A 26,159-nucleotide genomic window follows, 5' to 3' on the forward strand; every position below is an offset into this window, starting at 1 on the left:
GCGTGCTCCCCGGAGGGGAGAAGAGTTCCAACTTGGAGGCTACGCATCCCGATCACCTCATCGTGCCCCCTCTCCCCTCCGGGGAGAGGGCTGGGGTGAGGGGCCGGCCGGAGCGAGAAGCCGAGCGTCGCCTCACCCGCCCGCTCTTCAATTCCCCGCCAGCATCGCCTTGATCTTCGCCATATGCGACTCGGCAGTCTCGCGCACCACTTCCTTGTCCGCCTCCGGATCCTTCCCCTGCCAATGCAGATCGTCCTGCGGCAGCTCATGCAGGAACCGGCTCGGCTGGTTGCTGTGCACCTCGCCGTAGCGCTTGGTCTTGGACGACCACGACAAGGTCAGCATTTCCTTGGCACGCGTGATACCCACGTACATCAGGCGGCGCTCTTCATCGACACGCCCCTCGTCCATCGCACCGTCATGCGGCAGCGTGCCCTCCTCGCAGCCGACGATAAACACGAAGCGAAATTCCAATCCCTTCGCCGCATGCAGCGTCATCATGCGCAGCGCATTGCCGGGTTCGTCGCGATCGGCATGGCTCAGCAATGCCAACTGCGCCGCCAGGTCGCCCGTGGTGCTGTCATTGCGCTGCATCGCGCGGAACCAGTCCGCCAGCTCGCGCAGATTGCCCAGCCGGCGTTCGCGCAAGGCGGTGTCGGTGGTGCTGGCGGCGATCTCGCTGGCATAGCCGGTGCGTTTGAGCACCGTTTCCACCAGATCCGCCGCGCTCGAATGCACCGAGGCGCTGCGCAATTCGTCCATCAGCTGGGTGAAGCCGGCCAGCGCGGCGGCAGGGCGCGGCGAAAGCTGGCGCAGCACGCCATCGCTGCGCGCCGCGTCGAGCAGCGAGGCGTTGCGCGTCTGCGCGATCTGGCCGAGCTTCTCCAGCGTGGTGGCGCCGATCTCGCGCTTGGGCACGTTCACCACGCGCAGGAAAGCCGCGTCGTCGCTGGGGTTGGTCAGCAGGCGCAGATAGCACAGCAGGTCCTTCACCTCGGCGCGGTCGAGGAAGCTCAGCGCGCCGGTCAGGTGATACGGCACGCGCGCCAGGCGCAGCGCTTTTTCCAGCGGACGGGCCTGGAAATTGCCGCGGTAGAGAATGGCCATCTCATGCCAGCGCGCCTTGTGCTTCTCCGCCAGCGTCACGGCCATGGCGGCGATGCGCTCGGCCTCGTGCTCGTTGTCCTTGCACTCCAGCACGCGGATCTGCGCGCCTTCCGGATGCTCGCTCCACAGCTTCTTTTCGTGCAGATGCGGATTGTTGGCGATCAGCTTGTTGGCCGCGCGCAGGATGCGGCGGCCGCAGCGGTAGTTCTGTTCCAGCTTGATCACGCGCAGGGACGGCCAGTCCTTGCTGAGCTGGTCGATGTTTTCAGGATTGGCGCCGCGCCAGGCATAGATGGACTGGTCGTCGTCGCCCACGCAGGTAAAGCCGCCGCGCTCGCCGGCCAGGGCCTTGAGCAGGCGGTACTGCGCGTCGTTGGTGTCCTGGTATTCGTCCACCAGCAGGTAGCGCAGGCGCTCGCGCCAGGCGTTGCGGCACTCCTCGTCGCTTTCCAGGATGCGCAGCGGCAGGCGGATCAGGTCGTCGAAGTCCACTGCGTTGAACGCGGCCAGGCGCGACTGGTAGAGCGTATAGATCATCGCCGCGTCCAGCTCGCGCGGGCTGCGCGCGGCGGCGGTGGCTTCTTCCGGCGACAGGCCGGCGTTCTTGGCGCGGCTGACCAGGTTGCGGATGCCGAACAGCACGTCCGGCTTGGCGCCCTTGGGTGCCAGTTCCTTGATGATCACTTCGCTGTCGTCGGCGTCCAGCACCGAGAAGCCTTTGCGCAAACCGGCGCGCGCATGCTCGATCTGCAGGAACTTCAGGCCCAGCGCGTGAAAGGTGCACACGGTGAGCGCGGCGGCGTCCTCGCTGCTGATCAGCTTGGCCACGCGCTCGCGCATTTCCTTCGCCGCCTTGTTGGTGAAGGTGATCGCGGCGATCTTCGACGGCGCCAGCCGGCGGCGCTGGATCAGGTAGGCAATCTTCTGCGTGATCACGCTGGTCTTGCCGGAACCGGCGCCGGCCAGCACGAGCAGGGGGCTGTCGCAGTGCTCGACTGCGGCCAATTGTTGCGGGTTGAGCATGGACGGGCGGCAGGCGGAAGGCGGTCCGGGATAGTACCAAACCGGACCGCCCTCCCGCCCCCGTCTCAGGGAGCAGTGAATCCTGCCGCAGCCAGTTCCTTCGCAGCGGCGTCCAGGTCGTGCCGTAGCGCCGGATTGGCCAGAAATGCCGCCGCCAGCGCCTGCCCGAACACCCGCCCCGCATAAATGTCCTGCGGCGTATGCACGCCGCGCACCACCCGGCGCCAGCCCACGTCGCGCGCATAGCCGGCGACCGCATCGGCGCGGCCCGGCAGCGCCTGGGCCAGCAGGATGGCAAACACCGTGGCGCGCGTGCTGTGGCCGCTGGGATAGCCATAGCTCTTCTTCTTCAGATCCTTTTCGTCGCCTTCCGGATCCTTGCGGCAGCTGTCCAGCGGACACGGGCGCTCGCGCTCCCAATGGTTCTTGGCCTCCTTCACCGCCTTGCCGGTTTCCTTCTGCACTTCGGCGAACAGCGCCGCGGTGCGCGGCAGCCTGGCGGCATCGAAGCCAGGACCGAGCACGCGGGCGAAGGCGAACACGTCGAAGCTTTCTTCCTGGTGCGAGAGTGCGTTATCGGCATCGCTGCGATGAGCGTAGGCCTGGTCGGTGACGGCGCGGTCGGCCTGGTCTTCCGGCGAACCCGGCACCGAAGGCGGCGCGAGCACCGACTGCAGCTGGTGCAGCCGTGCGTCGTCGAGGTAGCGCGTGGCGCCGTCGGCGTGAGCGGCGCCGGCAAGCAGCAGCAAGCCGCACAGCAGCGCGCGGTGAACGGAGTGGGCGAGGATCATCGATATCTCCCGGATCACAGGGCAAGCGACACGGAGGCGAACCAGCTGCGGCCCGGCAGCACCAGGTAGTAAGGCGTGGTGCCCTTGATCGCGTCGATCACCTGCTTGTGCTGGTCGAACAAGTTGTCCACCTGCAGGCGGATCTTGTAGCTCTTGATCACCGAGCCGGCGAGGTTCTGGCCGTAGCCGAGGCTGAGCGCCGTGGTCCACCAGCCGCTGCTGTGGCCGCTGGCGGTGGCGGAGGCGGCGACGTCGGGATTGAGGTCGCTGTTGTACACGCGCTGCCCGCCGACGAACTTGCCGGTGAGCGAACCGGTGAAGCCGCCGTTGTCGTACAGGAAACCCAGCGCCGCGGTGCCGGACGGCACGGTGGGCATGCGCAGGTTGGAGCGCTTGAACGTCGGGTCGATCACCGAGCCGTTGGCATAGAGGCTGATGCCTTCGCCGACGTAATACGTCGCTTCCGCTTCCGCGCCTTTCATGGTGGCGCCCTTGGCCAGCGCGTAGATCGGGTCGTGGGTGACCGGGTCGGTGCCGATCAGCGGGAAGTTCTGGTAGTCGATATAGAACACGTCCGCATCGGCGTTGAAGCGGTCGGTCTTGTACACCGTGCCGGCCTGGTAGTTCATCGTTTCCTGCGGCCTGGTGCGGCTTTCGCGCGGGTTCGGCACGTAGAACTGGTTGAGGTTGGGCGACAGGAAGCCCTGCGCCGCCTGCGCGTACACGCTCCACTCGCTGCTCAGCAGGTAATTGGCGGTGAGCGAGCCCAGCGTCTTGTCCCAGGTCTGCTGGTAGTTCAGCGGCAGCTTGGTGGTCTGGTTGATCGGCGCGTCGATATAGCGCGTGGCGCGGTCGTACTTCACGCCGGGCGTGAGGGTGAAGGCGTCGGTCACGCGCCATGCGTATTCGGCATACAGCTGGGTGGTGCGCAGGCGATCGACCATCGTGTACTTGTAGGCGCTGCTGTCCGGCTTGCCCTTCTTGACGTCGTGGATGCCGCCCAGGCCGTAGTCCAGCGCCACGCTGTAGCGGGTGTTGTCGATGTATTCGTACCAGCCGCCCAGCTTGAGCTGGCCGTGGTCGTCAGTGTGCGTGGCCTCGAGCGTGTTGCCCCAGGCGCGGTAGTTGTTGATCTTGTTGTAGCCGCCCATGTTGGTCTTCGACGCCGCCGTGCCGACGTACGGGCTTTCGTGGCTGTTGTTGTCGTAGGCGTAGGTGTAGAGCTTGTCGTCCAGGCGCCAGGTGTCGTTGAGCGCGCTGCTCAGGCCCAGGTATTCCAGGTCGGTCTGCTTGGTCTGGTAGTTGTAGCAATAGCAGTCGGTGCTGGCGCGGTTGGTGTTGAGGCCGAAGTCGCGGCCCAGCGTGTCGATCTGCTGCTGGGTGAGGTCGGTCTTGTCCGGGTTGTTGAAGCGGATGTAGTTGTAGTTGCTGAGGAAGGTCAGCTCGGTCGCCTCGCCCAGCGGCTGCACGTATTTGATGTAGCCGGTCTTGCGGCTCATCGGCGAGTGGGTGCGGGCGGTGTCGGTGTCGTTGTACTGCGCGCTGGCGATCAGCTTGGCGCCGCCCAGGCTGTCCAGGCGGCCGCTGTTGAGTTCCAGGTGGGTGAGCGTGGTGTCGTAGCTGCCGTAGCTCAGGGTGGGGATGAACGAGAACTCGTCGCGCGCATCCTTCGAGCGCAGCGCCACCGTGCCGCCGAAGGTGGCCTGGCCGATCTGGCTGGCGCCGCCGGGGCCGCGGTCGACGGTGACCTGGCCGATCATCTTGGCGGGGAAATAGCTGCTGGTGTGGTGGCTGAAGTCGTTGGTGTCGCCGAACGGGATGCCGTCGTAGGTGACGTTGTACTGGTTGTCGTTGAAGCCGCGGATGGTCATCTGCTTGGCTTCGCCCAGCCCCGGGCCGCTGACGCCGATGGTGGACACGCCCGGCGCGATCGCCGCGATGGTGGCGTAGTCGGCGGTGGGCGCCACGTGGTTGGCGATGTAGTCCAGCCCGATCACCGACTGCGGCTGGGTGATGTCGAGCTCGGCCTGGGTCGGCGCCTGCACCAGGGCCGAGCTGGCGGTATTGGCGCGGACTTCCACCTCTTCCAGCTGCCTGGCCGCCGGCTGGGCGGCCGGGCGCGCGAGGTTCTCGGTCGGCGTATCCGTCGCCGCGGCCGTGCCGGCCACGCAGAAACCGGCCGCCAGCAGCCACCACGGCGCCGGCAGCACATGCCGGCGGATACCGGCCACCAGGGCGCTCAGCGCGGGGAGGTCCGCGCGGGCAGCGCGGACGAAGAACTTGCGGTTCGGAATGGGCATGCGAGGCGCCGCTGTGTTGGGAAGGAGTTAAAGCGGCGCATCGTGGGCGGGATATTTGACGATTCCGTTGCGCTGGTGTGACTTGCACAAAGAAACTGGTATGGCCGTTTGGACGCCTAAACGAAGCTCGCCGCGACGCGCGCGCGATGCCAGATCAGCCTTAGCTGGAGCTTAGATGGCGGGGGTTTTTCGCGGCCGGGTCCAGGTCGGTTCGCCAGGACTGGTATGGTCAGATCTAAAACATATCCGAAAGTTGCCCGTCATTTGGCCGTCCGAATCGCTTTGACGCGGCGCACCAACTATGCTTTAGTCGATTCAACACCCACGCGCGGGCAGTGGTGCGTCACGCACCGCTGAGAGTGTGTGTCCCTCACATCCGTCGGCCGGGGAGGCAAGATGGTCCAGGCAGGTGCACCGGCGCTGTACGACGCCGCGTTCGAACACGACAGCTGCGGTTTCGGTCTGGTCGCCCAGATCGACGGCCGCGCCAGCGCATGGGTGGTCGATACCGCCTTCGACGCGCTGGCCAAACTTTCGCACCGCGGCGGCGTCAACGCCGACGGTATCAGCGGCGACGGCTGCGGCGTGCTGGTGCACAAACCGCAGGCCTGGCTGGCGGCGCTGGCGAAAGAAGCGGGCTTGTCGGTGGGCGAGCGTTTCGCGGCGGGGCTGGTGTTTCTTGATCCGGCCGGCGAGGGCGACGAAGCCTGCGCCACCCTGGAAGCCTTCGTGCGCGAGGAAAACCTGCGCGTGGCCGGCTGGCGCGAGGTGGCGGTCAATCCCGACGCCTGCGGCCCGCTTGCCGCCGCCGCGCGGCCGCGCGTGCGGCAGATCTTCGTGGAGGCGCAGGGCCAGGACGACGACGCCTTCGAGCGCGCCCTGTTCCGCGCCCGCCGCCGCGCCGAAACCGCGCTGGCGCAGGATGCGCATTTCTATGTGGTGAGCCTGTCCGCCCAGGTCATCGGCTACAAGGCGATGGCCGCGCCGGGGCGCCTGCGCGAGGTCTATCCGGACCTGGGCCACGCCGCCCTGGTCTCCGACGCGGTGGTGTTCCACCAGCGCTTTTCCACCAACACCACGCCGCAGTGGAGGTTGGCCCAGCCGTTCCGCCTGCTGGCGCACAACGGCGAGATCAACACCATCCGCGCCAACCGGCGCTGGATGCAGGCGCGCGAATCGATCCTGCGCTCGCCGCTGGTGGAGCTGGGCGACCTCGGGCCGCTGGTGCGCCAGACCGGTTCCGATTCCGAAAGCCTCGACAACGCGCTGGAAGTGCTCACCACCGGCGGCCTGGAGCTGATCGCCGCGATGCGCGTGCTGGTGCCGCCGGCTTTTGCCGCGCGCGAAGGCATCGACGAGGACCTCGCCGCCTTCTACGAGTACTACGCCCTGCACAGCGAACCCTGGGACGGCCCCGCCGGCCTGGTGATGTGCGACGGCCACTACGCCGCCTGCACGCTGGACCGCAACGGCCTGCGCCCGGCGCGCTGGGCATTGTCGGACGACAACCACCTGATCGTCGCCTCCGAAGCCGGCCTGTGGGACGTGCCCTCCGCGCGCGTGGTCGCCAAGGGCCGCCTCGCCCCCGGCGAGATGATCGCCGTCGACTTCGCCAACCGGCGCCTGCTGCGCAACGCCGACATCGACGACATCAACCGCCGCCGCGCGCCGTACCGCGACTGGCTGCGCGCGGGCGTCAGCTATCTCGAATCCGACCTGATCGACCCCTCGCTGGCCGCCGAACCGCTGCCGGCCGAGCAGCTGCGCTGCTACCAGAAGCTCTACGGGCTGTCGCGCGAAGAGCGCGAGTCGGTGCTCAAGGCGCTGGCCGAGCTGGAAATGGAAGCCACCGGCTCGATGGGCGACGACACCCCGATCGCGGCGATGTCGCGCCAGGTGCGCCCGCTGTTCGACCGCTTCCGGCAGGCGTTCGCGCAGGTGACCAATCCGCCGATCGATCCATTGCGCGAAAAGCTGGTGATGTCGCTGGTGACGCAGATCGGTCCGGAGGGCAATCCGTTCGAGCTGCAGCCGGAGAACGCGAAGCAGATCCTGATCAACTCGCCGATCCTCTCCCAGCGCAAGCTGCGCCAGCTGCTGGCCCTGCCGCAGTTCGGCGGCACGCCGCGCTTCGACCTGATGTACGCGCCGGAAGAAGGCCTGGAGAACGCGCTGCGCCGGCTCTGCCGCGAAGTGGCGCAGACGGTGCGCGCGGGCGGCGCGCTGGTCTTCCTCAGCGACCGCTACCCGGAGCGCGGCCTGCTGCCGATCCACTCCCTGCTGGCCACCGGCGCGGTGCATGCGCACCTGATCGACGAAGGCCTGCGATGTCAATGCAACATCATCGTGGAGACCGCCGCGCCGCGCGATCCGCACCAGTTCGCCTGCCTGATCGGCTACGGCGCCACTGCCATCTATCCGTGGCTGGCCTACCAGAGCCTGTTCGAGCTGGGCCGCGAAGGGCATATCGCCAGCGACCGCATGGAAGTGGGCCGCAGCTATCGCCGCGGCATCCGCAAGGGCCTGCTCAAGATCCTCTCCAAGATGGGCATCTCCACCGTCGCCGGCTATCGCGGCGCGCAGCTGTTCGAGATCGTCGGCCTGGCGCCGGAAGTGGTGGCGCTGTGCTTCCCCGGCACGCCTTCGCGTATCGGCGGCGCCGGTTTCGCCGAGCTTGAGCAGGACCAGCGCCTGCTCGCCGCCGAAGCCTGGAACGAAGCGCAGTCGCTGCGCGCCGGCGGCTTGTACAAGTACGTGCATGGCGGCGAATACCACATGTACAACCCGGACGTGATCGCCAGCCTGCAGAAGGCGGTGCGCTCCGGCGATGCGTCCGACTACCGCGCCTATGCGGATTTCGTCGACCGCCGCCCGCCGTCGGCGCTGCGCGACCTGCTCAGCCCGCAGCCGCTGGGCGAGGCGGTGCCGCTGGACGAAGTGGAATCGGTGCAGAGCATCCTGTCGCGCTTCGACTCGGCCGGCATGTCGCTGGGCGCGCTGTCGCCGGAAGCGCACGAGGCGCTGGCGATCGGCATGAACCGGCTCGGCGCGCGCAGCAACTCCGGTGAGGGCGGCGAAGATCCGGCGCGCTACGGCACCGAGAAGATGTCCAAGATCAAGCAGGTCGCCTCGGGGCGCTTCGGCGTCACGCCGGCCTACCTGGTCAACGCCGAAGTGCTGCAGATCAAGATCGCCCAGGGCGCCAAGCCGGGCGAGGGCGGCCAGCTGCCGGGCCACAAGGTGGACGCCACCATCGCGCGGCTGCGCTACGCCAAGCCGGGCATCGGCCTGATCTCGCCGCCGCCGCATCACGACATCTATTCGATCGAAGACCTGGCCGAACTGATCCACGACCTCAAGGAGGTCAATCCCGGCGCCCTGGTCTCGGTGAAGCTGGTCAGCCATGCCGGTGTCGGCACCGTCGCCGCGGGCGTGGTGAAGGCCGGCGCGGACCTGATCACCGTCAGCGGCCACGACGGCGGCACCGGCGCCAGCCCGCTCACCTCGATCAAGTACGCCGGCACGCCGTGGGAGCTGGGCCTGGCCGAGACGCAGCAGACCCTGCGCCGCAACGACCTGCGCGGCCGCGTGCGGCTGCAGACCGACGGCGGCCTGAAGACCGGCCTGGACGTGGTGAAGGCCGCGCTGCTGGGCGCGGAAAGCTTCGGCTTCGGCACCGGCCCGATGGTGGCGCTGGGCTGCAAGTACCTGCGCATCTGCCATCTGAACAACTGCGCCACCGGCGTCGCCACCCAGCACGCGGTGCTGCGCAAGGAACACTTCATCGGCCTGCCGGAAATGGTCATGCACTACTTCCGCTTCGTGGCCGAAGACGTGCGCGAACATCTGGCGCGGCTGGGCGCGCGCAGCCTGTCCGAGATCATCGGCCGCAGCGACCTGCTGCAGCAGCTGGAAGGCGCCACGCCGGTGCAGCACAAGCTGGACCTGCGCCCGCTGATCCAGGGCGAGACGCTGGGCGCGGACGTCGACTTCGCCTGCACCCTGCCGCGTAATCCGATGCGCGACGACGCGGCGCTGGCCACGCGCATCGGGCACGACACGCGCGAAGCGGTGGCCAATGGCAGCGGCGGCGAATTCCGCTATGCCATCGCCAACACCGACCGCGCCATCGGCGCGCGGCTGTCCGGCGAGGTGGCGCGCCGCTGGGGCGACCACGGCATGGACCACCAGCCGATCGTGCTGCGCCTGGAAGGCGCGGCCGGGCAAAGTCTTGGCGCGTGGAATGCCGGCGGCGTGCATATCGACCTGGTCGGCGAAGCGAACGACGGCGTGGGCAAGGGCATGGCCGGCGGCCGCATCGTGGTACGTCCGCCGCTGGACTCGCCGTTCGCCAGCCAGGACGCCGCGATCATCGGCAACACCTGCCTGTACGGCGCTACCGACGGCGAGCTGTATGCCGCCGGGCGCGCGGGCGAGCGCTTCGCCGTGCGCAACTCCGGCGCGTTGGCGGTGGTGGAGGGCGCCGGCGACCACTGCTGCGAATACATGACCGGCGGCGTGGTGGCGGTGCTGGGCAAGGTGGGCCTGAACTTCGGCGCGGGCATGACCGGCGGCTTCGCCTACGTGCTCGACCTGGAGCGCGACTTCGTGGATTGCTACAACCACGAGCTGGTCGACATCCTGCGCATCTCGCCGGAAGGCATGGAGCACTACATGCAGCACCTGCGCGGCCTGGTGTCGCGCCATGTGGAGCTGACCGGCAGCGACTGGGGCCGGCAGATCCTGCGCGACTTCCGCGGCCTGCAGTACAAGTTCTGGCTGGTGAAGCCGAAGGCCGCGAGCCTGGATGCGCTGGCGGAAGAATTGAGGAGTGCGGCGTGATGGGGCTGCCGTCAGCGCAAGGGAACAGGGAATGGGGAACAGGGAATAGGCATGAGGTCGCGGTAGCCATGGGCGCCTCGCTTCGTCCCATCGAGCGAAAACCGCCGAATCCCCTCACGCTTTCCTAGTGCACCTATTCCCTATTCTCTATTCCCGACTCCCAGCTCCCATGCCAGATAAGTCATTCCAATTCCTCCACGTCGAACGCCAGACGCCGCGCACCGTGCCGGTCGCCATCCGCGTGCTCGGCTACGGCGAGATCGCCGGCGACTTCGCGGCGCCGCAGGCGGCCGGCCAGGCCGAGCGCTGCATCGACTGCGGTAATCCGTACTGCGAACACGCCTGCCCGGTGCACAACTACATTCCGAACTGGCTGAAGCTGGTGCAGGACGGCCGCATCCTCGAAGCGGCCACGCTGATGCACGAAACCAATCCGCTGCCGGAAATCTGCGGCCGCGTCTGCCCGCAGGACCGCCTGTGCGAAGGCTCCTGCACGCTGGAGCAGACCGATTTCGGCGCGGTCACCATCGGCAGCATCGAGCGCTGGGTCACCGACGAGGCGCTGCGCCAGGGCTGGCGGCCGGATCTCTCGCGCGTGCGCGAAACCGGCAAGCGCGTGGCCATCGTCGGCGCCGGCCCGGCCGGCCTGGCCTGCGCCGACCGCCTGCGCCGCGCCGGCATCGCCGCCGACGTGTACGACAGCCAGAACGAGATCGGCGGCCTGCTCACCTTCGGCATCCCGCCGTTCAAGCTGGACAAGGGCGTGGTGCGCACGCGCCGCGACGTGCTCGAAGGCATGGGCGTGCGTTTCCTGCTTGGCCGCGAAGTGGGCCGCGACGTGGAATTCGGCCAGCTGCTGGACGATTACGACGCCGTCTTCGTCGGCACCGGCGCCTACACCTACGTGGATGCGGAACTGCCGGGCCGCGAACTGCACGGCGTGCACGACGCGCTGCCGTTCCTGATCGCCAACACCGAGCGCCTGCTGCGCGACGAACCGGCGCCGCACGCCTTCGACTTCCGCGGCAAGCACGTGGTGGTACTGGGCGGCGGCGACACCGGCATGGACTGCAACCGCACCGCGATCCGGCTGGGCGCCGCTTCGGTCACCTGCGTCTACCGCCGCGACGAAGCGAACATGCCCGGCTCCGCGCGCGAGGTGAAGTACAGCCGCGAGGAAGGCGTGGAATTCCTGTTCCAGCGCCAGCCGCTGCAGATCCTGGGCGACGCCGAGGGCAAGGTGCGCGCGGTACGCGTGATCGACACCACCCTGGTCAAGGACGGCCACGGCCGCGCACGTCCGCAGAACGTGCCCGGCACCGAGGCCGAGCTTCGCGCCGACGTGGTGATCCAGTCCTTCGGCTTCCTGCCCAGCCCGCCGGACTGGCTGCGCTCGCACGGCGTGGCGCTGGACCGCTCCGGCCGCATCGTCACCGGCGCCGCCGGCCAGCTGCCGCACCAGACCAGCCATCCGCGCATCTTCGCCGGCGGCGACAACGTGCGCGGCGCGGACCTGGTGGTGCGCGCGGTGTATGACGGACGCGAAGCGGGCGGGTCGATCGCGCAGGCTTTGCTGGCCTGAGCCGGTCCCGGCATCGGAAAAAACCTGCGCCGCCCGGAAGGGCGGCGTTTTTTTTTCTTGCCGAATGATTATTCGGGAATTTCCGGATTACCCGACCGGCTTGGAACGTTCCAAATAAGCGGATTAATGGATAAATCCGCTTCCGCCCAATATGTCCTGATTATGTCGGGCTCTTTCAGGCACGCCTTATGCAAACTACATTGCACGCAAAATATTGCGCCATCAAATACTTAGTTTGCGTTGTAATGGACTTGTGAAGCCAACCTTAAAGTGCTTGACTCTCTTTCGAGCCCATTAAGCATGCGCCCGACGCGGCGCGTTCCCCCACCCGGCTGATGGGCTCTCTGGCGCAATGCCTTAACAAACAAAGAGAGGCCATCCCCATGAAGCGCAACCAGCTTGCACTGACCCTGGCCGGTTTATTGTTTGCTCCGGTCGGGGCTGCGTTTGCCCAAGACGCAGCCACTCCAGCTCCACCGCCGCCGCCTCCGCAGGAGCAGGCGAAGCAACTGCAGACCATCACCGTGACCGGTTCGGCCGTGCCGCGCATCGACGTGGAAACGCCGTCGCCGGTCACCGTGCTCACCGCCCAGCAGATCCAGCGCAGCGGCATGACCACGGTCTCGGATGTGGTCCGCTCGATCTCCGCCGACAACAGCGGCTCGATTCCCAATGCCTTCGCCAACGGCTTCGCCGCCGGTTCCTCCGGCGTCGCGCTGCGCGGCCTGACGGTGAACTCCACCCTGGTGCTGGTCGACGGCCATCGCGCCGCCAGCTATCCGGTGGCGGACGACGGCCAGCGTTCCTTCGTCGACCTCAACACCATTCCGCTGGCCGCGGTGGACCGCATCGAAGTGCTGAAGGACGGCGCTTCCTCGCTGTACGGCGCCGATGCCATCGCTGGCGTGGTCAACATCATCCTCAAGCCCAACTACAAGGGCGTGGAGGGCACCGTCGACGTCGGCACCTCGCAGCACGGCGGCGGCTTTACCCGCAAGGCCACCCTGCTGGCCGGCGCGGGGGACCTGGAGAAGGACGGCCACAACGGCTACATCGCCATCCAGTACCAGAAGGACAACCCGATCTGGCTGCGCCAGCGCGGTTTCCCGTTCAACACGCAGGACCTGCGCTCGATCGGCGGCCCCGACCTCAACATCGGCCAGCCTGGGCAGCGCACCGGCTCGGTGTACGGCTCGGTGACGCCCGGCTCGCTGACCCGCCCCGGCGATCTCACCAGCGGCACGCCCAACGCCGGCGCGCTGGCGCAGCCGCTGCGTCCCTGCGGCAGCAATTCGATCGGCGTCACCGACGACACCGGCAGCTACTGCGAGCAGAACTTCCAGTCGCTGTACGGCCAGGTGCAGCCGGCGATGGAGCAGGGCGGCATCTATGGCCGCTTCACCATGAAGATCAACGACACCACGCGGGCCTATCTGTCGGCCAGCTACTTCGAGGCCAAGACCTGGGTGCCGGGCCTGCCGCGGCAGCTGCAGTCCAGCACGCCGCACAACACCAACAGCATCGCCTTGCCGCCGGGCAATCCGAGCAATCCGTTCCCGAACGACTATGCGCTGATCAACTACGCGTTCGGCGACATGGCCAACGGCTTCAATTACGACAACCACAACGCGCGCATCGTCGGCGGCGTGTCCGGCGCGTTCGGCGAGTGGAACTACGACGTCACCGCGGTGATCAACCACGACTGGCTGGACACCAAGCAGTACGGCTATATCAACTACGCCGCGCTGCTCGACGCCGTCACCAACGGCACCTACAACTTCGCCAACCCCGCGGCGAACAGCCCGCGGGTGCGCGCGGCGCTGGCGCCGGGCTACGACAAGACCTCCACCTCGGACCTGGACTCGCTGGACCTGGCCGCCAACCGCTCGCTGTGGGACATGGCCGGCGGTCCGCTCGGCTTCGCCCTCGGCGCGCAGTTCCGCCACGAGTCGATCGACGACCCCACGCTCAATCCGAACTTCGAGTTCCAGGGCCTGGGCAATGCGCAGACCAAGGGCAGCCGCAATGTGTCTGCCGGCTATGTGGAGTTCAACGCGCCACTGCTCGAATCGCTGGAACTGGACGTGTCCGGGCGCCTGGACCATTACTCCGACGTGGGCACGCACTTCACGCCCAAGGTCGGCATCAAGTGGAAGCCGTTCGACTGGATCGCGCTGCGCGGCACCTATTCCAAGGGTTTCCGCGCGCCCAGCTTCTCCGAGAACGGCTCCAGCTCGTCGCAGGGCTTCATCAACCACACGCCGCCGGCGGATTTCATCGCCGCGCACGGCGGCAGCGGCAACGGCTACGTCAATCAGTACGCGCTGTCGCTGGCCACGCTGGCCAACAAGGACATCAAGCCGGAGAAGGCGCGCAACTACACCCTGGGCGTGCTGGTGCAGCCGACGAGTTGGCTGAACGTGTCGGTCGACTACTTCAACATCAAGAAGGAGAACGTGATCGGACCGGCCGACGCCTCCGCCGCGCTGGCCAACTACTACGCGGGCCTGCCGCAGGCGCCGGGCGTGATCGTGATCCCGGATACGCCCGACCCCCTGCATCCGAACGCGCTGCCGCGGCCGGCGGAGATCGACAGCCTGTACATCAATGCCACCTCGCTGAAGACCACCGGCATCGACGTGGACCTGCAGGCCCATTTCGATTTCAACCACGACATGCACTACATCAGCCAGTTCAGCGGCACGCAGATCTTCAACTGGACGCTGACCCTGCCGGACGGCACCAAGCAGCAGTTCGTGGGCACGCACGGGCCGTACCAGCTCTCCTCCGGCGCCGGCACGCCGCGGCGGCGCATGTCCTGGGCCAACACCTTCGAGTGGGGTCCGGCCACGATCACCGGCACGCTGTACCACGTCAGCGGCATGGCCAATTACGCGCTCGATGCCGGCACCGATCCGAGCAACTGCCTGACCGTGATCCCGGTCAGCTGCCGCATCGGCTCGTTCACCTACATGGACCTGACCGGCAGCTACCAGATCAACGACCACATCGCGATCACCGGCTCGGTGATGAACCTGTTCGACCGCAAGGCACCGTTCGATCCGTCCAACTACGCCGGCGGCGGCGCCAACTACAACCCGACCTACGCGCAGGCGGGCCTGGTCGGCCGCTTCTACAACCTGGGCGTGAAACTGAAGCTCTGAACGGGAGGGGAATCCAGGCGGCGCGCCGGTAGCCGGCGCGCCGCTTTTTTTGTGCCGAGGAAGCCGGCGTTTGTCCCCGCCATGCAGCCGCGCGCGGTACGCTCTGCGTTCGATCCATCCACCCGCAGGGGAAACCGCAGATGCGCATCGGCCTGGCCGCCAATCAAGCCCACCACAGCCATGCGGAATCCGCGCTGTTCCATTGGCTGCGCGCCAGCCGGCAAGGCGTCCGCGAACTGGGCATCCGCCTGCATGCGGTGGGCCGCACTTACGATGCGATCGTGCGCGACGGCGTGCTGGGCGACTACGACGGCCTGGTGCGCTATCCCTACGGCCGCGACGGTGGCCTGATGAAGCTGGTGGCGGAGATCGTCGGCCTGCCCGAATCCGGGCGCGTGCTCGATGGCGCGGTGTACCTGATGCATCCGGTCGACCCTTCGTCGATCTTCCCCGAAGCGATTGCGCTGAAGCGCCAGTGCGTGATCCACCAGAAGCCGTTTATCTCCACCGTGGCCTCGGCGCGCGACTGGGTGGAGCAGGAGCGCATCCTGGCCGGCTTCGCGCCGGACCCGGGCGCCGACGCGCTGCACGCGCTGGAGCGCCAGACGCTGGCGCTGATCGCGCACGATGCCATGAAGCCGCAGATGGTGGCCTATGCCGCCGAGCATTTCGACGTGCTGTCGCGTTTCGCGCAACGCATCGCCACCGGCACCACCGGCCAGCGCCTCAACGAACTGGCCTGGAGCCGCGGCTGGCCGCAGGAGCAGGACTGGGTGCAGCGCTACCAGAGCGGCCCGATGGGCGGCGATGCGCAGATCGCCGACCTGGTGCTGGAGCGGCGCTGCCAGCGCGCGCTGTTCTTCGAAGACCCGCACGTGGCGCGCCAGCACGAGGCCGATATCCAGCTGCTGGAGCGCGCCGTCACCACCGTCACCGACGACGCGGTGTGCATGACTTCCCCCGCCGTCGCGCGCCGCTGGGCCGAGGCGGTGCGCCGCCGCGCCGGGCAGCGGCCGTGCTGACGCCATGTGCCTGATCGCGTTCGCCTGGCAGGCCCACCCGCGCTGGCGCCTGCTGCTGGCCGGCAACCGCGACGAGTTCCATGCGCGTCCGAGCGCGCCGCTGGCGCGCTGGAGCGACGGCGTGACGATCGGCGGCCGCGACCTGGAAGCGGGCGGCACCTGGCTGGGCGTGACCGATACCGGCCGCTGCTGCGTGGTGACCAATGTGCGCGACCCGCGCGATCCGCAGCTCGGCGCGTCGCGTGGATTGCTGGCGACGGACTACCTCACCGGCGCGGCCGACGCCGCGTCGCATGCGCAGGCCTTGCAGGCCGCGGCGTCGGGCTACCGGCCGTTCAACCTGCTCACCTTCGATACGGCGGCGGCGTTCTACCTCGGCAACCGTCCCGTGCCGAAGGCGCAGGCGGTGGTGGCGGGCGTGCATGGCCTGTCCAATGCGGACTTCAATACGCCGTGGCCGAAGACGCGCGTCTTGATGGGGCATCTGGAAAGCTGGCTGGCCACGCATGGCGAGGGCGACGACTTCGCGCCGCTGTTCGCCGCGCTGGCCGACGAGCATCGCGCACCGGACGAACAACTACCCGACACCGGCGTGGGCCTGGAACGCGAGCGTTGGCTGTCTTCGGCTTTCATCCGCGGCGAGTTGTACGGCACGCGTGCCAGCACAGTGGTGGCGCTGGGGCACGATGGGCGCGGCGTGATCGTGGAGCGGCGCTTCGGGCCGAATGGGCGCGACGAGGGTGAGACGGCGATGAGCTTCGGCGGTAGGTTGGGGTGAGCCGCAGGCGAACCCCAACGTTCGCCACCTTGGTACCTTGCGCATCGTTGGGGTTCGCCTGTGGCTCACCCCAACCTACGTCACGCGTCAGGGAAGCTGCCGTCGACGTAGTACCAGCGCCCATCCTCGCGCACGAAGCTGCTGATCTCATGCATCCGCTGCGCCTTGCCGCCGCCGTAGCGCAGCCGTGCGATGAATTCGACGATGGCGCGGTCGCCTTCGCTCTCATGCCGCTTCACGGTCAGTCCCAGCCAGGTCGGCGCCGGCTGCTGCGCGCCGAGCTTGAGCGTGGCCGGCCGTGTGCTGGCGTGCCAGGTGGCGAGCAGGTAATCCTCGCGCTTTAGCACGTAGGCGCTGTAGCGCGAACGCATCAGCGCTTCGGCCGTGGCCGCCGCCGCGCCTTCGTGCAGCGGCCCGCAGCAGCGCAGATAGCCGGCGGGATTGCCGCAAGGGCAGGGCGTGAGCGTGTCGATGGCTTGCACGGATAGATGAGCCGGCGCGTGGCGATAGGCCATGATGCCACCCGTGGCGGTGCTTGGCACGGCGAGCCGGCCAAATGGACTAGCCGCGACGCCAGACCAGGCAGCGGTTGTTGGCCGGCATGGCGATATCGGCCACCGCACGGAAGCCCGCACGCGCGGCCAGTGCATTCACCGCCTCGGCATCGCGGATGGCCATATGCGCACCGCGCGCCTTCAGCCACTGATCGAAGACTGCATTGCTGTCACTGCTGTAGTGGCCGCCGTAGTTGAAGGGGCCGTAGATCGCCAGCACCGCATCATCCGTGGTCGCATCGGTCAAGCGCGCGAACAAGGTCTCGACTTCGGGCCAGCTCATGATGTGCAGCGTGTTGGCGCTGAACACCGCGTCGTAGCGGTGCGCCGGCCAGGCGCCGCCGACGTCGAGCTGCAATGGCGCGGGCGTATTGGGCAGCCCGGCTTCGTCCAGCCACAGCTGCATGCCGGGCAGGTTTTCCACGCGGTCCGAGCATTGCCAGCTCAGCCAGGGCATCGCCGCGGCGAAGTACACCGCGTGCTGTCCGGTGCCGCTGCCGATCTCCAGCGCATCGCGCCGGCCGGCGAAGTGTTCGCGCAGCACCGCGAGGATAGGCTCGCGGTTGCGGTCGCAGGAGGGGGCGTTCGGTTTCTCCACCCGCTCAGGCGGGACGGCCGCGCAGGATGCGCGCCGGCAGCATCAGCAAGGCGCCGAGGAAGGAGAACACTGCGTTGACCGTGATGCCCACCAGGCGCAGCGGCAGGGTCAGCAGCCACACGATGGGATACAGCACCAGCGCCAGCAGGGCGATCGGCCAGCAGAACACCAGCAGCAACAGCCAGAGCAGGAAAGCGGCCATGGAGGGTTCCTTACGGGAACGGATAAAAGGTGCGAGCACTCTAGCGCGCTGCGTTGCGATGGGGGAGATGACTCCCTACACCCCTCGACCTACTTTTCAAATCCGACGTAGGTTGGGGTGAGCCGCAGGCGACTGCGAAGGCAGGATGCCGTAGCGAACATCCGCGTAGCGGATGGCCCAAAGGGCTGGCTGCCGATGCAGCCAGTAACCCCAACATCGTCACATTGAGGCGTATCGCATGGTTGGGGTTTGCCTGCAGCTCACCCCAACCTACGCTGAGCCATGGGCGCAAGAACGTGCGGGTTCAGTGCATCGGGTTGACGCCGATCCAGCGCAGATGCAGGTAGAACGCGAAGAAAGCCCAGGCGGCGACGCCGACGGCGATCGTCACCAGGGTTCCGCGCAGCGTACCGGCCGGGTAGACCGTGCCGGCCGCGCGGTCGCGCCGCCGCGAGATCATGAAATCGGTGATCGCCCACAGCAGGAAGGCGCCGAACAGCAGCACGTCGTGCAGCATGCCGGTGGCCAGCAGATGGCCGAACGCCCACACCTTCACGCCGGCCAGCATGGGATGGCCGAGCCGGGCCTTGAAGTGATTGCGCGGCACGTAGGCGGCGACGAACAGCACGAAGGCCACCAGGGTGAACAGCGCATTGAGATGGCGCAGCGCCAGCGGCGGCACGTACAGCAGCACCGGTGCGAGGCGGGCGTCGCGGAAGCCGATCATCAGCACGATCAGGCCGACGATGGAGGCCAGCGAGTACAGGCCTTTCCAGCCCATGTCGCCGAAGCGCGCGATCTGCCGCGTGCGCCAGCCGGGAGTGAGCATGCTGATGGAATGCACGCCCAGGAATAGCAGCAGACCCAGGATCAGCAGTGTCATCGGGAACCCCTTCCGGATGGATGGGGCGAGTATAGAGCGCTAAACGGCGCGCCGATGAAGGCGTACGGCGAGCGCGATGGATTCGCCGTCCAGCGTCAGCGTGCCTTGGGTGCCATCCGGCACATGCCACACGTCGCCGGCCTGCAGGCGGCCTTCCGGCGTGACGATTTCCGCGCGGGTGGCATAGACGAGAACCACGCCAGCCAGTGCATGCGTGCCCGCGCGCCAGGTTTCGATGCGGCCGTCCGCCACGCCACGCCGCAGCATCAGGTTGAAATCGCGCGTGGCGCCTTCGATCAGCGTGACGTCCACCGACGCCTCGCCGGCAAAGGCGAACGGCACGCAGGGTTCATCGAGCCGATGCTCGCTGCCGTCCGCGAAGCGCATGGCGAAACCCGCGCCTTCCAGCAGCGCGATCTGCCGATCCACGCCGGGAAACGCGGAGAACGGCGCCGCGCTGTCCACCTCGGCCACGCTCACGCGCCAATCGAAATCGCTCAGGGCCGCACCCGCCGGATGGACGGCCAATTCGCGCGTGCGCCCCATGCCGTTCTTCCACGGCGTCACCGCGATATCGGCACCGCGCACGATGCTCACGCCGCGCGCTCGATCGCGCGCGCGAACGGCGGCAGCGCATTGAGCATGCGCTCGCCGTAGCGCTTGGTCACCACGCGGCGGTCCAGCAGCACGATGCGGCCGTGGTCGGTCTCTGTGCGGATCAGGCGGCCGCAGTACTGCGTGAGCAGGCGCGTGGCATCGGGCACGGTCACTTCGATGAACGGATTGCGCCCGCGCGATTCCAGCCATTCGGCATAGGTGGCACCAACCGGATCGGTGGGCACGGCGAACGGCAGCTGGGTGATCACCACCGTCTCGCACAGCTTGCCGGGCAGGTCCAGGCCTTCGCCGAACGAGGCCAGGCCGAACAGCGTGCTGCCCTTGCCGGCTTCGACATCCGCAATATGCTCGGCGACCAGTTGCGCCTTGCCCAGCGAGCCCTGCGCGCGCACCTTGCGCACGCATTCGATCGGCAGCTTCTGCAGTACGCGGTCGAGCTTGGCGCGCGAAGTGAACAGCACCAGGTTGCCGGCGGCCCAGTCCAGATTCGCGGCGAGCCAGTCGCTGATCTCCTGCGCGTGTTCCTCGCGCGCATCCGGCATGGCGCGCAGCGCCGGCACTTCCAGCCGCGCCTGCGCGGCGAGATTGAACGGCGAGGGCAGGCTGAGCGTGACCGCGCTGTCGGGCAGGCCCACCGCGTCGGCAAAGGTGCGGAAATTGCCGCCGGCGCTGAGCGTGGCCGAGGTCATCACCACGGCGCTCGCGTTCTCCCACAGCACGCTGCGCAGCAGGCCGCCGGCGGATACCGACGACGCATGGCAGACCAGCTGCTGGTCGCCGGACAGCGTGACCCAGCGCGCCAGCGGCGGGCCGCCTTCGCGGTCCTCGCTGGACCAGGCGCGCCAGGTGCGCAGCTGGCGGTCGATGCGTTCCAGCGCCATGCCCAGCTCGCGCGACAGCGCTTCGTTGGTGGGGCCGCTCTCGGTCATCTCCAGCACAGCGCGGCGCACGGCGCCGACCCAGCGCTCGATCTCGCCGGTGAACACGTACAGCACGCGCGCATGCTCCACCCAGGATTCCGGCAGCTGGCCGAGCGAGCCGCGGTACATCGGCTCGTCGTCGTTGGGCGAGGGCAGCCAGTGCAGGCGGATGTCTTTTTCCAGTTCTTCCAGCGCGTCGCTCAGTTCCTGCAGCTTTTCGTCGCCGGCATCCAGCGCGAGCTTGCCGATCACTTCCTTGTCGGTGAGCGAGTACGCCGCGTGGATCTGCCGGCCCAGCCGGCTGAGCTGGCGCACGGTGGCGCTCATATGCACTTCGGCGGCGCCGCGGTCGATGGCCTTCGAGGGTACGTGGTGGCCTTCGTCGAAGATGTACAGCACTTCGTCGGGCTTGGGCAGGATCACGCCGCCGAAGCCGTCTTCCTCGCGCGGCATGGTGAGGTCGGCCAGCACCAGGTCCTGGTTGGCGACGATGATGTCCGCATCGCCCACCGCGCGGCGCGCGGCGAAGAACGGGCAGGCCATGAACTGCGCGCATTTGCGTCCGGTGCAGCCGCCCGCGCTGGTGGTGATCATGGCGCGCAGCAGGTCGCCGGGGGTTTCCGGCGCGTTGTCCATGTCGCCGTCCCATTCGTGGCGGTCGAATGCGCCGACGAGTTTGTTCAGCACCTGCTTGTCGCGTTCGGCTGGGGGTTTGGACCACAGGGCGAGGTCCGCCTCGAAGCCGAGACCCATCTGCGCGGTGTCCTGCAGGCTGTTGGCGGCCATGGCGAGGTTGCGCGGGCATACGTAGCGGCCGCGGCCTTTGGCGAGGGCGACTTTGGCTTCGCGGCCGTTGAGCTTGAGGTAGAGCGGGATGTCGCGCTGGACGAGCTGTTCCTGCAGGGCGATGGTGGCCGTGGCGATCAGCAGTTTCTTTTTCTGCGCGCGCGCGACTTCGACGCCGGCGATGAGGTAGGCCATCGATTTGCCGGTGCCGGTGGGGGCTTCGATGATGGCGGCGCCACCTTCTACCGACAGGGCTTTGGCGACCTCGGCGATCATCTTTCCTTGTGACGCGCGGGCGCGGAAGCCGGGGAGGCCTTCCTTCAGGCGCGTGTACGCGGTGCGGATGGATTCCTTGGTTTCGTCGGTGAGCATGGGGGGGGGCGGCGGGGCCGCGCCGGGGGGCGGCTTTTTTGGGTGGTTGTTGATTGTAGGGGGTGGGGAGGGGGTTGGGGGGCTTGCCCCTACTCGTCTTCCCGGCGTAGGCCGGGATCCAGTAGCGACTAGGTGGGGTTGTCGCGACTTGGCCGCTTATGCAGCGGGCATTTCGGACGCCTGCCGGCGCCCGAGTCACTTTCTCTTTGCTGGCTCAAAGAGAAAGTAACCAAAGAGAAATAGCCTCAAGTCAAAGGCTCGCGACGCGACTAGAAGGAGCGGTGGGCGGCTGCGGTAACTTGATTAACCTGGGTCTACACGAAACGGCAGTGCGTTTGCGTAGCGGGTGCTTCAACGTGCCGTGGCGAAGAGGATGTTCAATGACCGAGGCCAGCTTTTGGGCTCAGCCCTGTTCGTCGCGTAAGCGCACGGCGTAGGTTGGGGTGAGCCATAGGCGAACCCCAACATGGCGAGGCGCGTGAAGGTGCCGGTGTTGGGGTTCGCCTGCGGCTCACCCCAACCTACGTCACGGAAAGATTTAACGTTACGCTCCGCCCGGCCCCTCACCCTGCCCTCTCCCCGGAGGGGAGAGGGGTGAAGTGGTGAGCAGGCAGGAACGAAGAACAGAAGCTGGCCTCGGTCACTGAACATCCTCTCGGCCACGGCACGTTGAAAAGGCCGTTACGTAAACGCACTGATGTTTCGTGTAGACCCAGGTTAATCCGTTTACCGCAGCCGCCCACTGCTCCTTCTAGTCGCGTCGCGAGCCTTTGACTTGAGGCTATTTCTCTTTGGTTACTTTCTCTTTGAGCCAGCAAAGAGAAAGTGACTCGGGCGCCGGCAGGCGTCCGAAATGCCCGCTGCATAAGCGGCCAAGTCGCGACAACCGCACCTAGTCGCTACTGGATCCCAGCCTACGCCGGGATGACGAGCAAAGAGCCGACGCGCAAGCGCCCAATCACCCCTCAGCAGCGATGCGCCGCAAGCTATCCTCAAACACCTCCGGCGGCTGCCCACCCTGAATCAAATACCGATCATTGACGATCACCGACGGCACCGCCCGCACCCCCTGCGACTGATAGAACGCCTCCTGCGCCCGCACCTCATCCGCATAGCGACCCTCGTCGAGCACCTTGCGCGCCTCGGCCGCATCCAGGCCGACCTTGCTGGCGGCATCCACCAACACCTCGCGGTCGCTCACATTGCGCCCATCGGTGAAATACGCACCCAGCAGCGCGCGCTTGAGCTCACCCTGGCGCCCCAGCGTTTCCGCCCAATGCAGCAAGCGGTGCGCATCGAACGTGTTGTAGATGCGGCTGCGCTTATCCAGGTTGAACGTGAAACCCACATCGGCCCCGCGCTGGCGGATCGCCTCCTGGTTCTGCTTCATCTGCTCCGGCGTGCTGCCGTACTTGCGCGCCAGATGCTCGCCCACGTCCTCGCCCTCCGGCGCCAGCTGCGGATTGAGCTCGAACGGTTGGAAATGGATCTCCACCTCCACCTCACCCTCGAGCCGGCGCAACGCCTCGTCCAGCGAACCCAGGCCCACCGCGCACCAGGGGCAGACCACGTCGGAAACGAAATCGATCTTGAGCTTGTTGGCCATGGCGGGTATCCGATAGGGGAACGGATGGGAGATGCGGCCTGGGCGGGTGCAATCAAGTCAGCGCCGCCCATGCGGACGGCGCTGCAGAGGGGATTTACATCTTCCCCATGAAATCCGACTTCCCCAACTCCGCCCCCGCCGCACGCAAGATCGCGTACGCCGTCGTGCAATGGAAGAACAGATTCGGCAGCACGAAGTGCAGCAGATAGGCCTGGCCTTCGAACTGCTGTTCGCCGGTACGGGTCTTGATGGTGACGGTCCGGCCTTCGCTGCCGTCGAGCTGTTCGGTCTTGAAGCCCTTGATGTATTCCACCGCGCGCTCGATGCGCGCATGCAGCTGCTCGAAGCTGGTTTCGGTGTCTTCGAACTTCAGCGGCTCCACGCCGGCCAGGCGGGCGGTGCCGTTCTTGGCCATGTCGGTGGCGATCTGCACCTGGCGCACCAGCGGGTGCATGTCGGGGATCAGGCGGGTCTGCAGCAGCACGTCGGAAGTGATGCCCTTGGCGTGCGCGTGGGCTTCGCCCTTCTTCAGCACGTGCTGCAGGTTGGCCAGCGCGCGCAGGAATACGGGCACCGAGGCCTGGTACATGGAAAGCGTCATGAGGATGGCTCCGAGGAGTGGACGGGGTCGGCATCGGCCGGCTGCGTGGCGGCAACCGGCGAAAGGTCATGGGGTACGGCGGCGGCGCAGGGCGTGGGTTCCTCGTGGCGGGTCAGCGAGGGATCGGTCACGCGCCGCGCGGTGCGCGCGGCGATCAGCGTGCCGATCACCAGCAGGGCGGCCGCCACCACGAAGGCCAGGCCGGGCAGGTGCAGCGGGGTGCCGGGCATGATCGAGAAGGAGAAGATCTGCGCGAACAAGGTGGGGCCGAAGATGCCGGCAAAGCTGCCCAGGCTGGTGATCGCGCCCTGCAGGCGGCCCTGTTCGCTGGGGTCGACCTGCTGCGTCATGATCGCCTGCACCGGCGGGCCGGACAGGCCCCACAGCGCCAGCAGCGGAATGCCGAGCAGGAACACCCAGCCCACATTGGCCAGGCCCATCAGCAGGAAGGCGCCGATGCCGCACAGCATGCCGGCCACCAGCACGCGCCGCTCGCCCCAGCGCGGGGTGAGCTTGCCGGTGAGGAAGGCCTGCACCGAGCCGTCGCAGGCGCCCACCAGCATCAGCACCAGGCCGACGGCGCGGGTGCCCCAGCCGTAGCGGTAGTCGGCATACAGCACGAAGGTGGTCTGCAGCACGTAGTGCGCCAGATAGACCAGGAACATCACCGTGCCCAGCCCAAGCAGCACCGGGTCGCGGCGCAGCAGCTTCAGCGAGCCCAGCGGATGCGCGCTGTGCAGTTCGAAGCGCGCGGTGCGGTGCTCCTTCGGCAGCGACTCGGGCAGCACGAACAGGCCGTAGAGGAAATTGCACAGCGCCAGGCCCGCGGCCACCCAGAACGGCAGGCGCAGCGAGATCTCGCCCAGCACGCCGCCCACGCCCGGGCCCATGATGAAGCCCAGGCCGAAGGCGCCGCCGAGCATGCCGAACGCGGCGGCGCGTTTTTCCTTCGGCGTGATGTCGGCGATATAGGCATTGGCGGTGGTGAAGCTGGCCGCGGTCATGCCCAGCAGGATGCGTCCCAGCAGCAACAGCCACAGCGTGGGCGCCAGCGCCAGCACGATGAAATCCACGGCCAGGCCGAGGTTGGAGATCAGGATCACCGGGCGCCGGCCGAAGCGGTCCGACAGCGCGCCCTGGATCGGCGCGAAGATGAACTGCACCACGGCGAAGACGGTGCTGAAGATGCCCACCCACGAGGCCGCCGTGGCGATGCCGCCGCCGGCGAGCTGTTCGAGCAGATGCGGCAGCGTGGGGATCACGATGCCGAAGGCCAGCATGTCCAGCAGGACGGTGACGAAGATAAACGCTACCGCCGCGCGGCGCCGCGGCTCGGTGACGGTGGTGACTGGCTGGTCCATGGTCGGCCGGCGGGATGAAAGCGCGAACGATAGCGCAAGGTGCGTGACGCGCGTTGTAGCGCCGCATCATCCTCCGTTCGCGCCCGTCCGGGGTAAAACCCTCAGGCCGGCGGCGCCGCGAGTTCCTTCGCGTCCAGGTAGCCGTCGTGGTTGCGGTCCAGCTTGTGGAACTGGCGGCGCAGATTGTCCTGGTGGCTGCGCAGGGTGATCGGCTTGCCATGGCCGCCGGGCAGTTCCTCCGGCTCCAGCACGCCGTCGCCGTTGGCGTCCATGCGGCGGAAGCCGGCGCTCAGGTAATCCACGTACTCCTGCTCGCTGACCCGGCCGTCGCCGTCGGTATCCATCAGCCTGAGGTATTCGGCCGGCGTGCGCGGATAGCCCTGCGCGGCGGCCAGGCACGGCAGCGCCAGCAGGGCCGCCGCCAGCACGGCGCGCATCAGCGCACGCCGCCGCGGATGCCGATGAACTGCAGGAATTCGGCGCGGGTGCGCGCGTCGTCGCGGAACGAGCCCAGCATCTGGCTGGTGACCATCGACACGCCGCGCTTGTGCACGCCGCGGGTGGTCATGCATTCGTGGCTGGCGTCGATCACCACGGCCACGCCGGCGGGGTGGAGGTTTTCCTGGATGCACTGCGCGATCTGCGCGGTGAGCTTTTCCTGCACCTGGAAGCGGCGCGCATAGGCTTCCACCACGCGCGCCAGCTTGCTGATGCCGACCACGCGGTTGGTCGGCAGGTAGCCGACGTGGGCGCGGCCCACGATCGGCGCCATGTGGTGCTCGCAGTGGCTTTCGAACTCGATGTCGCGCAGCACCACCATCTCGTCGTAGCCGGCCACTTCCTCGAAGGTGCGGCGCAGATACTCGCCCGGATCGGTGAGGTAGCCGGAGAACCAGTCGCGGTAGGCCTTGACCACGCGCTTGGGCGTGTCGAGCAGGCCTTCGCGCGACGGGTCCTCGCCAGCCCAGCGCAGCAGCACGCGTACCGCTTCCTCGGCCTGCTCGGGGGTGACGTCGCTGGGGTGCTGATCGCTCATGGGGGTTCCTTAC

Annotated in this window: 19 protein-coding genes; 5 read left to right on the top strand and 14 right to left on the bottom strand. The window is 67.6% G+C overall.

Annotation, left to right across the window (positions count from 1 at the left end; genetic code table 11):
* Window positions 1–147: 147 nt before the first annotated feature.
* From FHW85_RS17585 to FHW85_RS17595, 3 genes are all read right to left on the bottom strand, one after another.
* Window positions 148–2,130 (bottom strand): UvrD-helicase domain-containing protein, encoded by a 1,983-nt coding sequence (locus FHW85_RS17585; RefSeq protein WP_167255137.1) that lies wholly within the window; start codon window positions 2,128–2,130, stop codon window positions 148–150.
* A gap of 65 nt (window positions 2,131–2,195) precedes the next feature.
* Complete coding sequence (locus FHW85_RS17590) at window positions 2,196–2,921, bottom strand: phosphatase PAP2 family protein (RefSeq protein WP_168649117.1); 726 nt, start codon at window positions 2,919–2,921, stop codon at window positions 2,196–2,198.
* Window positions 2,922–2,935: 14 nt separating this feature from the next.
* Complete coding sequence (locus tag FHW85_RS17595) at window positions 2,936–5,221, bottom strand: TonB-dependent receptor (protein WP_168649118.1); 2,286 nt, start codon at window positions 5,219–5,221, stop codon at window positions 2,936–2,938.
* Window positions 5,222–5,617: 396 nt separating this feature from the next.
* Between FHW85_RS17595 and gltB the strand changes: the two genes are divergently transcribed.
* The 5 genes from gltB to FHW85_RS17620 all read left to right on the top strand — a co-directional run bounded on the left by gltB (window position 5,618) and on the right by FHW85_RS17620 (window position 16,609).
* On the top strand, window positions 5,618–10,063 hold the full coding sequence (gltB, locus tag FHW85_RS17600; RefSeq protein ID WP_168649119.1) for a glutamate synthase large subunit: 4,446 nt from the start codon (window positions 5,618–5,620) through the stop codon (window positions 10,061–10,063).
* A 169-nt stretch (window positions 10,064–10,232) separates the two neighbouring features.
* Window positions 10,233–11,645, top strand: coding sequence for an FAD-dependent oxidoreductase (locus FHW85_RS17605; RefSeq protein WP_167255146.1), 1,413 nt, complete (start codon window positions 10,233–10,235; stop codon window positions 11,643–11,645).
* A 383-nt stretch (window positions 11,646–12,028) separates the two neighbouring features.
* Entirely contained in the window at window positions 12,029–14,809 is a 2,781-nt protein-coding gene (locus FHW85_RS17610) for a TonB-dependent receptor (RefSeq protein ID WP_167255148.1), read from the top strand.
* A gap of 140 nt (window positions 14,810–14,949) precedes the next feature.
* A complete protein-coding gene (locus tag FHW85_RS17615; RefSeq protein WP_168649120.1) occupies window positions 14,950–15,831 on the top strand; it encodes a methylglyoxal synthase in 882 nt (293 codons plus the stop codon).
* 4 nt (window positions 15,832–15,835) lie between these two features.
* Window positions 15,836–16,609 (top strand): NRDE family protein, encoded by a 774-nt coding sequence (locus FHW85_RS17620; RefSeq protein ID WP_168649121.1) that lies wholly within the window; start codon window positions 15,836–15,838, stop codon window positions 16,607–16,609.
* Window positions 16,610–16,689: 80 nt separating this feature from the next.
* Here the strand turns inward: FHW85_RS17620 and FHW85_RS17625 are convergent, their stop codons facing one another.
* The 11 genes from FHW85_RS17625 to folE all read right to left on the bottom strand — a co-directional run bounded on the left by FHW85_RS17625 (window position 16,690) and on the right by folE (window position 26,146).
* Window positions 16,690–17,124 carry a YchJ family metal-binding protein gene (locus tag FHW85_RS17625; RefSeq protein WP_210427845.1) on the bottom strand — a complete coding sequence of 145 codons (435 nt, stop codon included), beginning with the start codon at window positions 17,122–17,124 and terminating at the stop codon, window positions 16,690–16,692.
* Between the two features lie 46 nt (window positions 17,125–17,170).
* Window positions 17,171–17,761, bottom strand: a complete 591-nt coding sequence (locus FHW85_RS17630; RefSeq protein WP_168649122.1) for a DUF938 domain-containing protein — start codon at window positions 17,759–17,761, stop codon at window positions 17,171–17,173.
* A gap of 4 nt (window positions 17,762–17,765) precedes the next feature.
* Window positions 17,766–17,963: a hypothetical protein gene (locus tag FHW85_RS17635; RefSeq protein ID WP_167255156.1), complete on the bottom strand. Its 198-nt coding sequence runs from the start codon at window positions 17,961–17,963 to the stop codon at window positions 17,766–17,768.
* 304 nt (window positions 17,964–18,267) lie between these two features.
* Entirely contained in the window at window positions 18,268–18,846 is a 579-nt protein-coding gene (locus tag FHW85_RS17640; protein WP_168649123.1) for an NnrU family protein, read from the bottom strand.
* Window positions 18,847–18,885: 39 nt separating this feature from the next.
* Window positions 18,886–19,443 carry a HutD family protein gene (locus tag FHW85_RS17645; RefSeq protein ID WP_343203713.1) on the bottom strand — a complete coding sequence of 186 codons (558 nt, stop codon included), beginning with the start codon at window positions 19,441–19,443 and terminating at the stop codon, window positions 18,886–18,888.
* Window positions 19,440–21,542, bottom strand: coding sequence for an ATP-dependent DNA helicase DinG (gene dinG, locus FHW85_RS17650; protein WP_167255160.1), 2,103 nt, complete (start codon window positions 21,540–21,542; stop codon window positions 19,440–19,442). Before dinG ends, FHW85_RS17645 begins: the two co-directional genes overlap by 4 nt.
* A gap of 958 nt (window positions 21,543–22,500) precedes the next feature.
* Complete coding sequence (locus FHW85_RS17655) at window positions 22,501–23,148, bottom strand: DsbA family oxidoreductase (RefSeq protein WP_167255162.1); 648 nt, start codon at window positions 23,146–23,148, stop codon at window positions 22,501–22,503.
* Window positions 23,149–23,242: 94 nt separating this feature from the next.
* Entirely contained in the window at window positions 23,243–23,749 is a 507-nt protein-coding gene (locus tag FHW85_RS17660; RefSeq protein ID WP_167255164.1) for a DUF1993 domain-containing protein, read from the bottom strand.
* Window positions 23,746–25,110 (bottom strand): TCR/Tet family MFS transporter, encoded by a 1,365-nt coding sequence (locus tag FHW85_RS17665; RefSeq protein ID WP_167255166.1) that lies wholly within the window; start codon window positions 25,108–25,110, stop codon window positions 23,746–23,748. Before FHW85_RS17665 ends, FHW85_RS17660 begins: the two co-directional genes overlap by 4 nt.
* A gap of 101 nt (window positions 25,111–25,211) precedes the next feature.
* A complete protein-coding gene (locus tag FHW85_RS17670) occupies window positions 25,212–25,547 on the bottom strand; it encodes an EF-hand domain-containing protein (protein WP_167255168.1) in 336 nt (111 codons plus the stop codon).
* Entirely contained in the window at window positions 25,547–26,146 is a 600-nt protein-coding gene (gene folE / locus FHW85_RS17675; RefSeq protein ID WP_167255170.1) for a GTP cyclohydrolase I FolE, read from the bottom strand. Before folE ends, FHW85_RS17670 begins: the two co-directional genes overlap by 1 nt.
* Window positions 26,147–26,159 lie beyond the last annotated feature (13 nt).

It is taken from the genome of Dyella sp. SG609 (assembly GCF_012275375.1).
Lineage (GTDB): Bacteria > Pseudomonadota > Gammaproteobacteria > Xanthomonadales > Rhodanobacteraceae > Dyella_D > Dyella_D marensis.

Bases quoted from the DNA above. Each gene is read 5' to 3' on its own strand.
- FHW85_RS17595 (WP_168649118.1), bottom strand. From the start codon at position 5,221: ATGCCCATTCCGAACCGCAAGTTCTTCGTCCGCGCTGCCCGCGCGGAC.
- FHW85_RS17585 (WP_167255137.1), bottom strand. From the start codon at position 2,130: ATGCTCAACCCGCAACAATTGGCCGCAGTCGAGCACTGCGACAGCCCC.
- gltB (WP_168649119.1), top strand. From the start codon at position 5,618: ATGGTCCAGGCAGGTGCACCGGCGCTGTACGACGCCGCGTTCGAACAC.
- FHW85_RS17605 (WP_167255146.1), top strand. From the start codon at position 10,233: ATGCCAGATAAGTCATTCCAATTCCTCCACGTCGAACGCCAGACGCCG.
- FHW85_RS17660 (WP_167255164.1), bottom strand. From the start codon at position 23,749: ATGACGCTTTCCATGTACCAGGCCTCGGTGCCCGTATTCCTGCGCGCG.
- FHW85_RS17670 (WP_167255168.1), bottom strand. From the start codon at position 25,547: ATGCGCGCCGTGCTGGCGGCGGCCCTGCTGGCGCTGCCGTGCCTGGCC.
- dinG (WP_167255160.1), bottom strand. From the start codon at position 21,542: ATGCTCACCGACGAAACCAAGGAATCCATCCGCACCGCGTACACGCGC.
- FHW85_RS17655 (WP_167255162.1), bottom strand. From the start codon at position 23,148: ATGGCCAACAAGCTCAAGATCGATTTCGTTTCCGACGTGGTCTGCCCC.
- FHW85_RS17640 (WP_168649123.1), bottom strand. From the start codon at position 18,846: ATGACACTGCTGATCCTGGGTCTGCTGCTATTCCTGGGCGTGCATTCC.
- FHW85_RS17620 (WP_168649121.1), top strand. From the start codon at position 15,836: ATGTGCCTGATCGCGTTCGCCTGGCAGGCCCACCCGCGCTGGCGCCTG.
- FHW85_RS17590 (WP_168649117.1), bottom strand. From the start codon at position 2,921: ATGATCCTCGCCCACTCCGTTCACCGCGCGCTGCTGTGCGGCTTGCTG.
- FHW85_RS17625 (WP_210427845.1), bottom strand. From the start codon at position 17,124: ATGGCCTATCGCCACGCGCCGGCTCATCTATCCGTGCAAGCCATCGAC.
- FHW85_RS17615 (WP_168649120.1), top strand. From the start codon at position 14,950: ATGCGCATCGGCCTGGCCGCCAATCAAGCCCACCACAGCCATGCGGAA.
- FHW85_RS17665 (WP_167255166.1), bottom strand. From the start codon at position 25,110: ATGGACCAGCCAGTCACCACCGTCACCGAGCCGCGGCGCCGCGCGGCG.
- folE (WP_167255170.1), bottom strand. From the start codon at position 26,146: ATGAGCGATCAGCACCCCAGCGACGTCACCCCCGAGCAGGCCGAGGAA.
- FHW85_RS17610 (WP_167255148.1), top strand. From the start codon at position 12,029: ATGAAGCGCAACCAGCTTGCACTGACCCTGGCCGGTTTATTGTTTGCT.
- FHW85_RS17635 (WP_167255156.1), bottom strand. From the start codon at position 17,963: ATGGCCGCTTTCCTGCTCTGGCTGTTGCTGCTGGTGTTCTGCTGGCCG.